This is a genomic window from Pseudorhizobium banfieldiae, from assembly GCF_000967425.1.
In the GTDB taxonomy this organism is placed as follows: domain Bacteria; phylum Pseudomonadota; class Alphaproteobacteria; order Rhizobiales; family Rhizobiaceae; genus Neorhizobium; species Neorhizobium banfieldiae.
Map to the genome: position 1 here is coordinate 761,606 of NZ_FO082820.1, position 13,669 is coordinate 775,274.

The following is a 13,669-nucleotide window of genomic DNA, read 5'->3' on the forward strand; positions in this document are numbered from 1 at the left end:
GTCACATATCACGCCTTCCGACGGAGTTGAAAAACGATGGCCTCCTATACCTTCTCCTGCATCGACGGGCATACCTGCGGAAACCCGGTCCGCCTCGTTTCCGGCGGTGGTCCGCGGCTGGAGGGGGCGAACATGCTTGAGAAGCGGGCGCATTTCCTGCGCGAGTTCGACTGGATCCGGACCGGGCTGATGTACGAGCCGCGCGGCCATGACATGATGTCCGGGTCGATCCTGTACCCGCCCACCCGCGCTGACTGCGACGTGGCCGTCCTGTTTATCGAAACCTCCGGCTGCCTGCCGATGTGCGGCCACGGCACGATCGGTACCATCACAATGGGCATTGAGAACGGGCTGATCACGCCGCGCGAGCCTGGAAAGCTATCGATCGATGCGCCGGCGGGGAAGGTGGACATCACCTATCGCCAGGAAGGCCGCTTCGTGGAGGAGGTTCGCCTCACCAATGTCCCCGGCTTCCTCCATTCGGAGGGGCTGACGGCACAGGTCGAGGGGCTGGGCGAGGTCGTCGTCGACGTCGCCTATGGTGGCAATTTCTACGCCATCGTCGAACCGCAGAAGCATTTCAGGGACATGGCCGATCACACGGCCGGCGAACTGGTGGGTTGGAGCCCGAAGCTGCGCGCCGCCCTCAATGCCAAATACGAGTTCGTGCATCCAGAACATCCGGAGATTCGCGGACTGAGCCACATCCAGTGGACCGGCAAGCCGACGAACCCGGAGGCTCACGCACGCAACGCCGTCTTCTATGGCGAAAAGGCGATTGACCGCTCTCCTTGTGGAACGGGGACTTCGGCGCGGATGGCACAACTGGCGGCAAAGGGCAAGCTTAAGGTCGGCGACGAATTCGTCCACGAGTCGATCATCGGCTCGCTCTTCCGCGGTTGCGTCGAGGCGGCGACGACCGTCGCAGGTCGCGATGCGATCATCCCGTCGATTGCCGGTTGGGCCCGCATGACCGGCATCAACACGATCTTCATCGATGATCGCGACCCGTTTGCGCATGGGTTCGTCGTCAGGTGACGGCCGAGCCGCGATCCGTCGCCATCCTTGCCGGCGAGGCGGAGGGGCCGGTGCTCTCCACCACCGAGCCGCTGAGCTTCTGGGGCGGTGTGTCGCCGGAGGATGGGCGGGTGATCGACGTCCATCATCCCCTGCATGGGGTCTGCCTCACCGGCACCATCTTGCTGATGCCGTCGAGCCGCGGCTCCTGCTCCGGGTCGGGCGTGCTGCTCGACCTCATTCTGTCCGGACGCGCGCCCGCAGCTCTGGTCTTCAGCGGCGCCGAAGATGTCCTGACACTCGGCGCGCTCGTCGCGGCGATGATGTTCGACAAGCCGATCCCGGTCATTCGCCTGTCGGAGGATGACTTCCGGTTTCTTTCTGGCTGTGACCGTGCCGTGATTACTCGCAGTATCTTGGAGGCTGGAGGACGAACCGTCGCCTTGGCTCCTGCGCCCACGGCCGCGCTTGATCTGTCGCCGGAAGATCACGCCATGCTCGGCGGCGAGGCGGAGCCTGCTCTCCGCCAGGCCATGGAGATCATCTGCTCTATGGCCGCCCAGCAGGGAGCGCGGCAACTCGTCAACGTGAGCCAGGCCCATATTGACGGCTGCATCTACGCCAGCCGTGCAAATCTCCTGTTCGCCCAGAAGATGGCGGCCTCAGGCGCGCGCGTTCGCGTTCCCACGACCATGAACGCGATCTCGGTCGACTACGCGAACTGGAGATCGCAGCAGGTTCCGGAAACGTTCGGGAAGCCGGCGCAGGACCTGGCGGATGCCTATGTGCGGATGGGCTGTCGCCCGACCTATACCTGCGCTCCCTACCTGCTATCGAGCGCGCCGAAGGCGGGGGAATGCGTCGCCTGGGCGGAATCCAACGCAGTCGTGTTCGCAAACTCCGTCCTCGGAGCGCGCACGGAAAAACATCCGGATTTCCTCGATCTCTGCATTGCGCTGACGGGCCGCGCGCCACTGGCGGGCGTCTATCTCGATGAGAACCGCAAGGCTGGTATGGTCATCGATGTCGAGCTTCCACCCGGTTCTGACGATGCCTTCTGGCCGCTGGTGGGCTATCTGGCAGGGCAAATGTCGCCAGATAGCATTCCCCTCTTGCGTGGGCTGGCGGAAGGCAAGCCGTCGATGGACGACCTGAAGGCTCTCTGTGCCGCCTTCGGCACGGCATCCGCGTCACCTATGCTCCACATCGACGGCGTGACCCCGGAAGCCGCATCATCCGCCGCCGCGGGCCTGCCGCAGCGAAAGATCACACGAGAGGATATGGCCGCTGCCTGGCGGGAATTGTCGGCCGGGCCCGAGCAGGTCGATCTCGTGGCGGTGGGAAGCCCGCATGCCTCGCTGGGCGAGTGCCGCGCCCTTGTTGCTGCCCTTGGCGGACGCAGATGCAGCCCGGACATAACGGTGATCGTCACGGCTGGGCACGACGTCATCCGGATCGCCGAGGAAGAGGGGACGCTGCCGCTCCTGAGGGAGGCGGGCGTGACCGTCCTGCCGGACCTGTGCTGGTGTTCGATGAGCGAGCCGGTCTTCCCGCCCGCGGCGAAAACCGTGCTTACCAATTCCGGCAAATATGCCCATTACGGGCCCGGCCTGAGCAGCCGAACTGTCCGCTTCGGAAGCATCCGCGACTGTGCGGAAGCCACCGCCACAGGCAGAGCGCCTTGCCGGCTTCCCGAGTGGCTGTCTCCCTAGTTCCGGAAGACGGTGCAGGCCTCGCCTGCAGCGCGAATGGTCGCGCAGAGCCTGTCCGCCTCCGCACGTGTCTCGCGGCCTATCCTCGCGGCATAACGGCCGCGATGGCCGAAATTGCCGCGCGTCTGGTGCACCATGACAGGCAACTCCTCGTCGAGAGGGGAGGGCAGCCGTGCCACCCTGTCGGCAAACAGTTTTCGCGCGACCTCGGGATTGACGTGTGCGGCGATCTGCACGCCCCAGGGCGCCCACGGCCCTTCCCCCATCACGGCTCCGGGTGAAAGTCGCCTGCTCTCCGCCAGCGCAACGCAGCTCTCGAGGAATGGCTTGTCGGCGTCGAGCGGCGCAGCGGCAGTCTCCGGAGGCTCGCTCGTCCACTGCTCGATCGAATGGCCGGTGATGGAGCGCACATAGGCGCGCGTCTCGTATGGCAGCAACCCTCTGTCCAGATATCGTTGCAGCCCGGCCTCACCGGCATTGTAGGCGGCCGCCGCATGGCCATAGCTGCCGAACCGGTCGCGGAGCTCCTTCAGGTAGGCGGAAGAGGCGCCTAGTGCCGAAAGGATGTCGAAGCTGTTGGCAAGCCCCCTCAGCCGCGCGGTGCCCGGCATGAACTGCGCGATGCCTTCCGCTCCCTTGTGGCTGACGGCACCAGGCCGGAACAGGCTTTCCTTCCAGATCAGCCGCGCGAAGAAATCAGCGGGAATGTCGTGCCGGCGCGAGAAATACTCGAGGCCGGAGCAGAGGTCGCTGTTGAACGTCTCGCCACGGACGCAGAGCGTGTCTCCGGACGCCTCATCGACCCAGGAAGACAGGCACTCGTTCTCCAGCTGCTCTCCGGCCTGCTCTGCGGCAGCGCCTTCACCGGCGAAGGTCAGGAAGAGCAGGAGCAAGATTGCCAGTCTGGTCATGGTGGATGTGCAATGCCGTCTGTTGGACGTCCCATTCTGTCACGAACTGCGTTCTCGAGCCATCGCCCGACGAATGCGCCGAAAAGCGGTCCGCCGGATCCGACTTCCCGGCAGCGCAGTTTCTATTCCTGCGTCAGCAGTTCCTCGCAATAGCTCGGACCCCGGGCGCCCTGGCGGTCGGCGGTGATGCGGATGGAGCGAATATTGTAGTCGGCGTCGACGGTCAGCTGGGCGGCGCAGCTGACATTGGCGGTGCGGCCGTTCTGCAGCTTGATCCGCTGGTAGCCGCCGCGCCAGTTATAAAGCGTCGTCGAACCGGTGGGCGTATCGCTGATCGGAGGGCTGTACTTCGCGAAGAACTTTCCGGCCGACTGGCCGACCCAGCGAGCCTCGATCGGATTGGCCGGCGCTCCTGTCGTCGTGCAGGCGGAGAGTGCGATGGCGATGACGGCGGTGGATGCGATGATGCGGCGGTTCATGTCCTGTAGACCTTTTTCTCTGCGCGTCCGATGAGGCTGCGGCCGCCCTAGCAGATTTCTTGTTTCCGTCGCACCACCGGGCCGCGCCTCCGTCAAAATTTCCCGCCATCGCTACCTTTTTGCCACGCCGACGGCGCTGCTGGAACGGAGGCCGGAGAGGGCGCAAATTTTCGACCCGACCGCTTGTCGAAGCCGAGTGGCTGGTTTATAGAGGCGCCGCTGGTCACGGAGTGTAGCGCAGTCTGGTAGCGCACCACGTTCGGGACGTGGGGGTCGCAAGTTCGAATCTTGCCACTCCGACCAGCTGAAAAGCCTCCCCCGAATGGCTTCATTCCCTCCCGTTCAAGTCGAGACGCAAAGCATTTGATCCTGGCCTGTGCTCAGGCAATCGCCATGCATGGCAGCCGGGCTTGGTCTTGCAAGGCCGTGGCCGATGGAGTTGTCTGTATCCGTGCCGCCTGATGGCACCGGACGAGGATGACCTGCGATGAACGACAATATGAAGTTCAACATCTGGTACGGCATCGCCGCCCTCTTTGGCGTACTGCTCGTCCAGTATTTCTTCGCCTATTCGCAGCAGGTCACGGAAATTCCCTACAGCCAGTTCGAGACCTATCTCACCGAGAAGCGGATCGCGGAGGTGTCGATTTCGGACAATTACGTCCATGGGAAGTTCAAGCAGGCCCTGCCCAGCGGCGAGACCATGTTCGTGACCACCCGGGTTGATCCGGCACTTGTGGAGCGCCTGCAGGAAAGCGGCGCCGTCTATATGGGCCGCATCGAGAGCAATCTCCTGGGCAATGTCCTCTCCTGGGTGCTGCCGATCACGCTCTTCTTTGGCATCTGGTATTTCATGATGAAGCGCATCGGTGCCGGTGGCGGCGCGGGTGGGCTGATGCAGATCGGCAAGAGCCGTGCCAAGGTCTATGTCGAGACCGATGTGAAGGTGACCTTCGACGACGTTGCCGGGGTGGATGAGGCGGAGGATGAGCTCAAGGAGATCGTGGACTTTCTGCGCGACCCGGAGGAATACGGCCGGCTCGGCGGGCGCATGCCGAAGGGGGTGCTGCTCGTCGGTCCGCCCGGGACTGGCAAGACGTTGATCGCCCGTGCGGTGGCCGGCGAGGCGAGGGTGCCTTTCTTCTCCATCTCCGGCTCCGAGTTCGTGGAGATGTTCGTGGGCGTCGGCGCGGCGCGCGTCCGTGACCTCTTCGAGCAGGCCCGCGCCAAGGCGCCCGCGATCATCTTCATCGATGAGCTTGACGCGCTTGGGCGCGCCCGCGGCGCCGGGCCGATGTTCGGTGGACATGACGAGAAGGAGCAGACGCTCAACCAGCTTCTGGTCGAGCTCGACGGGTTCGACCCGTCGCTCGGCGTCGTCCTGCTGGCGGCGACCAACCGACCCGAAATCCTTGACCCGGCGCTGCTCCGCGCCGGCCGCTTCGATCGCCAGGTTCTGGTCGACCGGCCCGACAAGGGCGGCCGCATCCAGATCCTCACGCTGCACATGTCGAAGGCGAAGCTCGCCGCGGACGTCGATCCGGAGCAGGTGGCGGCGCTGACGCCGGGCTTCACCGGCGCCGACCTTGCCAACCTCGTCAACGAGGCCGCGCTCCTTGCGACCCGCCGCAAGGCAGACGCGGTGAGCATGGAGGACTTCAACAATGCCATCGAACGCATCGTCGCGGGCCTCGAGAAGCGCAATAGGCTGCTCAACCCCCAGGAACGCCGGATCGTCGCCTACCATGAAATGGGACATGCGCTGGTGGCACTGTCACTGCCGGGTGTCGATCCCGTGCACAAGGTGTCGATCATCCCGCGCGGCGTCGGGGCGCTCGGCTACACAATCCAGCGCCCGACCGAGGACCGCTTCCTGATGACGCGCGAGGAACTGGACGACAAGATGGCCGTGCTGCTGGGGGGACGTGCGGCGGAATTCATCGTGTTCCAGCACCTTTCGACCGGTGCCGCGGACGACCTTGCGAAGGTCACCGACATCGCCCGTGCCATGGTTACCCGCTACGGCATGTCGGAGAAGATCGGGCATATCGCGCTGGAAAGCGACCAGCGGTCCTATCTCACGCCCGATCCGCTGATGGGTGGCCCGCGCCAGCACGACTATGGCGAACACACGGCGGACGCTATCGACGAGGAGGTAAGGAAGATTATCGACAAAGCCTTCGACCGCGCGGTGAGGATCCTCACCGAGCGGCGAGGCGCGCTCGAGGATACCGCCAGGCGACTCCTCGAGGTGGAGACGCTCGGCGAGGACGATCTGCGGCCGCTGCAGCTTCAACCGCCGGCCGATGATGCGCGAAAAACGCGCGGCGGGATCGCGCTCAACTGAGGCAGGCTCCTCAGGATCTTTTGTTGCTGGCGATGCTGAAGAAATGGATGGCAGGCCTCAGTGGGTGCTTTCCAGCAACTCGCGCTTGCGCAGGTCCTCGATTGCCGCCACAGCCTCTTCCGCCGACCAGCCGGCGCGCACGGCTGCATCGATGATCCTTGCCTCGCACTCGAGCGCGAGCCGGTTGTAGACGGGCTCGATTGCTTCCTGGATGGTCAGAATATGATCCTCGGGCTTGACGTGGATATGCGCCGACATTGCCATGTTGCTCTCCATTGCGAGGGGGACAGCTTCCGAATCCTTCTCGGCCGGTTTTGTTCCGTGCCCTTTCACAATTCTGTCACCGAAAGAGGGACGCGGCATCACGGGCCGCGTCCCATTCCGCTCAGTTCCGGCTGCCATAGATCGCCTCGAAGGTCCCGCCATTGGCAAAGTGCTCGGGTTGCGCCTTCGCCCAGCCACCGAAGATCGGATCGTCGATGGTCACCAGCTTGACCTTCGGAAGCCGTTGCAGGAGGGCCGGATCGACCACCTCCGGCCTGACGGGTCTGTAGAAGTGCTCGGCGATCAGATTTTGCGCTTCGTCGGAATACAGGTATTGCAGGTAGGCCTCGGCCACCTTGCGGCTACCCTTCCGGTTCACATTCGCATCGACGACCGCCACGGGCGGTTCTGCCAGAATCGAGATCGGTGGCACGATGATGTCGAAAGCATCCTCCCCGATTTCCTTCAGCGCCAGGAAGGCCTCGTTTTCCCAGGCGAGCAACACGTCGCCGATCCCTCTCTCCGTGAAGGTTGTGGTTGCGCCACGCGCGCCGGTATCCATCACACTGACATGGCGGAAGAGATCCTGCATGTAGGCCTTGATCCTCTCCTCGTCTCCTCCATACGTCTCGTTCGCCCACGCCCAGGCAGCGAGGTAGTTCCAGCGGGCGCCGCCGGAGGTCTTGGGGTTAGGCGTGACGATTTCCACGCCATCCTTCACGAGGTCTCCCCAGTCCCGCAGCCCCTTGGGATTGCCTTTCCTCACCAGGAAGACGATCGTTGACGTGTAGGGTGCCGAGTTGTGCTCGAACCTGCCGCGCCAGTCGCGGGATATCTTGCCGCTGTGCTGGGCGATCGCATCGATGTCGCTGCCCAGCGCGAGGGTGACGACATCCGCTTCCAGTCCCTCGATCACGCCTCGCGCCTGCCGGCCTGACCCCCCGTGCGATTGTTCGATGCGGACCGTTTCCCCGGTCTGCTTCTGCCAGTGCGCAATGAAGAGCGCGTTGTACTCTTCGTAGAACTCGCGGGTGGGGTCGTAGGAGACGTTGAGCAGAGTGGTCTGCGCCAGGGTGGGTGTGAAGACGCCGACAGTAAGAGACAGTCCAAGCGCCAATGCGCCCATTCCATGCACGAACTTGAACATTACGGCTTCCCTCCGTTGATACTCCAGTAAGTCTACTGGTTAAGTAGTCTTTGACAACGGAGCGCGGAAAGAACACAAAACTCTTCCTTTTCCAGGTAAACTCGGGAAAGGGCGGTACTGCGTGAAGGTCAGTTTCAAGCAAAACCGACCTACTGGAGGAAAGCTCGGAAGAAGTGTATTCCACGCTCAAGAGCCGCTCAGGCCCTCAGAAGGTGTTCGGAGCTTGTGCTGCTTATTGCATCGGCGATCGTTGTGCTGAACAGCACGTCGCGGGTCGCATCGGCCACGCGAGCGAAGACGTGGCGGATCTCGCAGCCCTGCTCACCGTCGCAGTCCTCGCACTTGCGATAGGCTGTCACCGAAAGACAGGGCAGGGGCGCAATCGGGCCGTCGATCAGGCGCAGCACCTCGCCATAGGTGATGGCGTTGGCCGGCTTCAGCAGCAGGTAGCCGCCCTGCTTGCCGCGGCGGCTGGCAACCAGGCCGGCCCGCTTCAGGTCGAGCAGGATCTGCTCCAGGAATTTCTTCGGGATGCACTGCTGCGCCGCGATCTCGGAGATCATCATCGACGAGCCGCTTTCGGCCTGCGCCAAAGCCGTCAGCGCGCGCAGCGCGTATCTCGCCTTCTGAGAGATCATCGTGCAACCGTTGGTGCCTGCGGCCGGGCTTCCGGATGGTCCTGACCTGTTTCGGGCATAATGGAAACGGCAGTGGAATTCAAACACACCGGGCGTTGTCGCTGCCGACCGCCGCAGCTTTTCTGCCGGACAGCAGCTTTGGAGAGAGATTTGCTCTCCATCCCCGCCTCATGAAACCGCTGTTTCTGTCCTTGCCACGGGCGAGCTTCCATAATTCGCCAAAGAGTTTGGAAGAACCCCATGACGATCCACGACGCCTCCGGCCCCCGCCTGGCCGAACTCGCCGCCTCTCTCGATGTGCAGTTTGAAAAACTGGATCTTGCCGGCCGGCTCGCGCTTGCGTCAACGCTCGGCCGCGCCGTCTTCACCACCAGTCTCGGTATCGAGGACCAGGTCATCACCGCTGCCATCGGCCTCGACCGCCTCGACATCGAGGTGGCGACGCTGGAGACGGGTCGGCTTTTTCCCGAAACGCTTGCCCTGATCGACGAAACGGAAGACCGCTTCGGTGTCGAAATCCGACGCTTCATGCCCGAGAAGGCGGATGTTGATGCCTATGCCGCGCAATATGGTCTCAACGGGTTCTACGAAAGCGTGGAAGCGCGACACGCCTGCTGTCACGTGCGCAAGCTGAAGCCGCTCGCCCGCGCGCTGGATGGGGCGGTGGTCTGGGTGACGGGCCTTCGCCGCAGCCAGTCTGGCAATCGCGCCTCCACCCCTTTCGCCGAATACGACGCGGAGCGGGGCCTCCTAAAGGTCAACCCGCTCGCCGACTGGTCGCTCGAACAGATCAACGCCTATGTCGAGCAACAGGCCGTGCCGACAAATCCGCTCCACAAGCGTGGGTACCCTTCGATCGGCTGCGAGCCCTGCACACGGGCGATAAAGCCCGGCGAGCCGGAGCGCGCCGGCCGGTGGTGGTGGGAGAACGACGAGAAGCGCGAATGCGGCCTCCATGTTCCCGAAGCCGCTGCCGCCTCTGCGAACTCGACTTCCCTTTGACCGGCAGCCGGCCAGGCGCCCTGGAGTAACTGATGTCCGATACCCTTCACGCAGCAGATCCCAAGCCTGCTACGTCCAACAAGCAACCGCTCGATCCGCACCTGAAGGCGCTGGAGAACGAGGCGATCCATATCTTTCGCGAAGTTGCCGCCGAGTTCGAGCGACCGGTGATGCTGTATTCGATTGGCAAGGACTCCTCAGTCCTCCTGCATCTGGCGCGCAAGGCCTTCCACCCCGGACGCATCCCGTTCCCGCTGCTCCACATCGATACCGGCTGGAAATTCCCGGAGATGATCGCCTTTCGCGATGAGATGGCGCGCCGCTTCGACCTCGACCTGATCGTCTACACCAACCCACGCGGCGTCTCGGAAGGCATCTCGCCCTTCACCCACGGCTCGGCCTATCACACCGATGTCATGAAGACGGAAGCGCTGCGCCAGGCACTCGATGCCGGCAAATATGATGCCGCATTCGGCGGCGCGCGGCGCGATGAGGAGGCCTCGCGCGCCAAGGAACGCATCTATTCCTTCCGCACGCCGGAGCACAAATGGGATCCGCGCAACCAGCGGCCGGAACTCTGGAACGTCTACAACGGCATGGTCCGCAAGGGTGAGAGCGTGCGCGCCTTCCCGCTGTCCAACTGGACCGAGGTCGACATCTGGCGCTACATCCAGGCGGAGAATATTCCGCTGCCGCCGCTCTATTACGCCAAGAGGCGCAAATACGTCGAACGAGACGGCATGCTGATGTGGGCGGAGGATCCCCGCTTCGAAGCCTTGCCAGACGAGCAGATCCAGGAAGGCATGCTGCGTTTCCGCACCCTCGGCTGCTGGCCGCTGACCGGCGGTATCCGTTCCACGGCGACCACGCTCGAGGAGGTCATTGCCGAACTCGAGATTGCCACCGTCTCCGAACGTCAGGGACGCGCCATCGACCGCGACCAGTCCGGCTCGATGGAAAAGAAGAAACGCGAAGGATATTTCTGAGATGACCGCATCCGCCACCGCCACCTCGGTCGCTGTCCATCCCGCATCGGAGCCACTGCCGCTGTCGCGCGACATGCGTCCCTTGCGTCTCATCACCTGCGGCTCGGTGGATGACGGCAAGTCGACGCTGATCGGCCGGCTGCTGTGGGATACCAAGGCCGTCAAGGAAGACCAGGCAGCGACGCTGCAGCGGGATTCGGGCCAGCAGAACGATCTCGGCTTGCCGGACTTCGCGCTTTTGCTCGACGGCCTGCAGGCGGAGCGCGAGCAGGGCATCACCATCGACGTCGCCTATCGCTATTTCGCCACCGACCGTCGCTCCTTCATCGTCGCCGACACGCCCGGTCACGAGCAGTACACGCGCAACATGGCAACCGGTGCCTCGACCGCCGATCTGGCGGTCCTCCTGGTCGATGCGCGCGCCGGCCTCCTGGAGCAGACCCGCCGCCATGCGACGATCGCATCGCTGATGGGCATCCGGCAGTTCGTGCTGGCAGTTAACAAGTTCGACCTCGTGGGATACGACCGCGCCATCTTCGACAGGATCTCGCACGAGTTCAAGGAATTGGCGCTTTCGCTCGGCGTGCGACAGATCACGGCGATCCCGATGTCCGCGCTGAAGGGCGAGAATGTCGTCTACCCGGCTCCTGCCGCCATGCCCTGGTATGACGGACCGACACTGGTAGAGACGCTGGAACTGGCAACGGTCCGCTCCGCCCAGGCCGGCGGCTTTCGGCTGCCGGTGCAGCGCGTTTCGCGTCCCGGCGAAAGCTTCCGCGGCTACCAGGGCACCGTCGCCGGCGGTTCCGTGAAGCCGGGAGATTCCGTCGTCATCCTGCCATCGGGCATGGTCGCCAATGTCAAGCAGATCGTCACTTTTGATCTCGTGCGCAATGCCGCCGTGGCCGGCGATGCCATCACGCTCGTGCTTGACCGGCAGGTGGACGTTTCCCGCGGCGACATGATCGTTTCGCTGGACGCCCAGCCGATGACCGGCCTCGAATTCGAGGCGCAGATCGTCGCCCTGCAGCCGGACGGCATCGAGCCTGGCAAGCGCTACTGGCTGAAGAGCGGTTCGCGCCGCCAGCGCGTCTCGGTCAGGCCGACGTCTCAGCTCGATCTCGCCACCGGCTCCTGGCGCGCCCACGTCGAGCCTCTGCAGATGAACGCCATAGGCAAGGTGCGGCTCTCGTTCGACGAGCAGGCAATCTTTGATGCCTATGAGCAGAACCGCTCGACCGGCGCCTTCATCCTGATCGATCCTGATACGCACAATACTATCGCCGGCGGGATGATCACCTCCAAGCGCAGTGGCGGGATCGGCATCCGCTACGAAGGCGAACGCGTCGTGCTGTCTCTGCCAGCCGACCTTGCGGACCAGATCATGGCGAGCGAAGTCTTCGCAAGCCGGCGCGACGAGACGGACGTGCGTCGTATGAGCGCTTCACAGGCAGCGGACATTTTCGCCAACGCCGCGCAGGACATCTGAGGCCTTCACGCGCTTCGCTTGTCAGGCGGGCGCGTGGTTCCTCGCGGCATCACCTCGAAACCCAGGTCGATCGGGTCGGTCGGGGCAGGTTCGCCACTCAGGACGCGGATCACCAGGTCGGTCGCACGATAACCCATGTCGAAGCGAGGCACCCGTACGGTTGTCAGCGGTGGGTGGCTGAAGGCGGCAAATCCGAGGTCGTTATATCCGCAGATGCCGAATTCCGGGATTGGAAGACCTAGCCGCTGCGCCTCGAAAAGGACGCCCATCGCCAGGTCGTCGTTCTGGCAGAAGACGCAATCGAGTTCCGGCGCCTGCCGCCTCAAGCGCTGCAGGAGCTGGCAGCCGAGCTGGACACTGGTCGGCGCCTCCTCTGATGCGATGAGCGCCGGGTCCGCGATGCCCGCATCCTGCATGGCTAGGCAATAGCCTTCATGGCGCCGCTCCGACCGCACGTCGATCGTTCCTCCGATGAGGCCGATCCGGCGATAGCCGCAGGCAAGCAGGTGTCGAACTGCTGATGCGGCGGCTTCGCAATGGTTGATGCCTACGGCCATTCCACTCGGCGTAAGGTGCAGATCGACGATCTGCACCACAGGGCAGGATGCCGCCTTCAGGAGTTCCAGCGTTCCTTCCCGCTGTTGAAGCCCGGAGAGAAGGATTCCGGCCGGATTCTGCGAGAGGAAGAGGCGGATCTGGCGGACTTCCTCCTCCGGGTCATAGCGTGAATTCGCATAATGGATCCGCAGGTTGGATGTACGGACCCGCTCTTCGATGCCGCGCATGATGCCAAGGTGGGCGTGGCTGGTCAGGGCGGGCGCGAGGACGCCGATGACGCCATTGTGGCGGCTGGCCAGCGCCCTGGCCGCGAAGTCCGGCACATAGCCCATCTCGTCGACCTGCGCGATGATCCGTTCGCGAAGCGTCTCCGATACCTTCTCGGGCTCCCGCAACGCCCTTGAGACCGTGATCGGACTGACGCCGAGCACATCGGCAACATCTTGTAGCGTCACTCTCTCCGACCGGGCACGGCGTTGGGACATTGTCTCCTCCCGCTGGTCAGAATGAGACACGGGCACGTTTCAGGCTGAGATAAGCAATTAAGCTTCTTCCACTGGTCGGCAAGTCCAGGCCGCCGGTCCGTACGCTGAATAACGTGGGCGCGCTTCGGCATGACGGGCGCTGCCATCTTCTACCCCACGCCTGCAAGCGTTCACTTCCGAGTGAGACCTATGGCGTTCAGAGCTATGTGCGACATCTCTATCCGAAGCGAACCGAGGAGGATTGACGATGAGACGCACTCTCTTGAGGGCAGCGATAGCGACGGCCGTGCTCACCCCGTTCGCCAGCACGATGGTCATGGCGCATCACGGATGGTCCTGGGCAGAGGCTGAGCAGATCGAGCTCAGCGGCACGATCACGGCGATTTCCTTCGCGCCTCCGCATCCGTCGATGGAAGTCCAGGCGGACGGCGGGGTCTGGAAGGTGGAGCTCAGCAACCCCGGCAAGACCCAGCGGTCCGGTTTCGTCGAAGGCGTGGCGGATGTGGGCGACGCCGTCACCCTGATCGGCAACCGGTCGAGAGACCGGGAGGAACTGCGGATGAAGGCGGTCCGGGTCATGGTCGGCAACAAGACCTACGACATCTACCCGGAGCGGATCGAGACCAACTGAGGC

Annotated in this window: 13 protein-coding genes and 1 tRNA gene; 8 read left to right on the plus strand and 6 right to left on the minus strand. The window is 63.7% G+C overall.

What is annotated here, in order from left to right:
* Positions 1-36 precede the first annotated feature (36 nt).
* Both NT26_RS03580 and lhpI read left to right on the plus strand, forming a co-directional pair.
* On the plus strand, positions 37-1,038 hold the full coding sequence (locus tag NT26_RS03580) for a 4-hydroxyproline epimerase (protein ID WP_052637398.1): 1,002 nt from the start codon (positions 37-39) through the stop codon (positions 1,036-1,038).
* Positions 1,035-2,729, plus strand: coding sequence for a cis-3-hydroxy-L-proline dehydratase (gene lhpI / locus NT26_RS03585; protein ID WP_052637399.1), 1,695 nt, complete (start codon positions 1,035-1,037; stop codon positions 2,727-2,729). Before NT26_RS03580 ends, lhpI begins: the two co-directional genes overlap by 4 nt.
* Here lhpI and NT26_RS03590 read toward each other — a convergent pair.
* Together NT26_RS03590 and NT26_RS03595 are read right to left on the minus strand one after the other, a co-directional pair.
* The gene (locus NT26_RS03590; protein WP_052637400.1) at positions 2,726-3,640 is read right to left on the minus strand and encodes a lytic transglycosylase domain-containing protein; all 915 of its coding nucleotides are present in this window, start codon (positions 3,638-3,640) and stop codon (positions 2,726-2,728) included. The genes lhpI and NT26_RS03590 overlap by 4 nt on opposite strands.
* A gap of 122 nt (positions 3,641-3,762) precedes the next feature.
* A complete protein-coding gene (locus NT26_RS03595) occupies positions 3,763-4,119 on the minus strand; it encodes a hypothetical protein (protein WP_052637401.1) in 357 nt (118 codons plus the stop codon).
* 226 nt (positions 4,120-4,345) lie between these two features.
* Between NT26_RS03595 and NT26_RS03600 the strand changes: the two genes are divergently transcribed.
* Both NT26_RS03600 and ftsH read left to right on the plus strand, forming a co-directional pair.
* A tRNA-Pro gene (locus NT26_RS03600) sits at positions 4,346-4,422 on the plus strand.
* A 184-nt stretch (positions 4,423-4,606) separates the two neighbouring features.
* The gene (gene ftsH / locus NT26_RS03605) at positions 4,607-6,466 is read left to right on the plus strand and encodes an ATP-dependent zinc metalloprotease FtsH (RefSeq protein ID WP_052637402.1); all 1,860 of its coding nucleotides are present in this window, start codon (positions 4,607-4,609) and stop codon (positions 6,464-6,466) included.
* Between the two features lie 57 nt (positions 6,467-6,523).
* Here the strand turns inward: ftsH and NT26_RS03610 are convergent, their stop codons facing one another.
* The 3 genes from NT26_RS03610 to NT26_RS03620 all read right to left on the minus strand — a co-directional run bounded on the left by NT26_RS03610 (position 6,524) and on the right by NT26_RS03620 (position 8,515).
* The gene (locus tag NT26_RS03610) at positions 6,524-6,730 is read right to left on the minus strand and encodes a hypothetical protein (RefSeq protein WP_052637403.1); all 207 of its coding nucleotides are present in this window, start codon (positions 6,728-6,730) and stop codon (positions 6,524-6,526) included.
* A gap of 121 nt (positions 6,731-6,851) precedes the next feature.
* Positions 6,852-7,877, minus strand: a complete 1,026-nt coding sequence (locus NT26_RS03615; protein WP_052637404.1) for a sulfate ABC transporter substrate-binding protein — start codon at positions 7,875-7,877, stop codon at positions 6,852-6,854.
* 197 nt (positions 7,878-8,074) lie between these two features.
* Positions 8,075-8,515 carry an RrF2 family transcriptional regulator gene (locus NT26_RS03620; RefSeq protein ID WP_052637405.1) on the minus strand — a complete coding sequence of 147 codons (441 nt, stop codon included), beginning with the start codon at positions 8,513-8,515 and terminating at the stop codon, positions 8,075-8,077.
* A gap of 240 nt (positions 8,516-8,755) precedes the next feature.
* Here NT26_RS03620 and NT26_RS03625 point away from each other — a divergent pair, with 240 nt between their 5' ends.
* From NT26_RS03625 to cysN, 3 genes are read left to right on the plus strand one after another with little or no spacing between them, the layout of a single operon-like run.
* Positions 8,756-9,517, plus strand: coding sequence for a phosphoadenylyl-sulfate reductase (locus NT26_RS03625; RefSeq protein WP_052637406.1), 762 nt, complete (start codon positions 8,756-8,758; stop codon positions 9,515-9,517).
* A gap of 32 nt (positions 9,518-9,549) precedes the next feature.
* Positions 9,550-10,503 carry a sulfate adenylyltransferase subunit CysD gene (gene cysD / locus NT26_RS03630; RefSeq protein WP_052637407.1) on the plus strand — a complete coding sequence of 318 codons (954 nt, stop codon included), beginning with the start codon at positions 9,550-9,552 and terminating at the stop codon, positions 10,501-10,503.
* A 1-nt stretch (position 10,504) separates the two neighbouring features.
* Positions 10,505-11,992, plus strand: coding sequence for a sulfate adenylyltransferase subunit CysN (cysN, locus tag NT26_RS03635; protein WP_052637408.1), 1,488 nt, complete (start codon positions 10,505-10,507; stop codon positions 11,990-11,992).
* Between the two features lie 5 nt (positions 11,993-11,997).
* Here the strand turns inward: cysN and NT26_RS03640 are convergent, their stop codons facing one another.
* Positions 11,998-13,035, minus strand: coding sequence for a LacI family DNA-binding transcriptional regulator (locus NT26_RS03640; RefSeq protein ID WP_052637409.1), 1,038 nt, complete (start codon positions 13,033-13,035; stop codon positions 11,998-12,000).
* Positions 13,036-13,282: 247 nt separating this feature from the next.
* Between NT26_RS03640 and NT26_RS03645 the strand changes: the two genes are divergently transcribed.
* Positions 13,283-13,666 (plus strand): DUF6152 family protein, encoded by a 384-nt coding sequence (locus NT26_RS03645; protein ID WP_052637410.1) that lies wholly within the window; start codon positions 13,283-13,285, stop codon positions 13,664-13,666.
* Positions 13,667-13,669 lie beyond the last annotated feature (3 nt).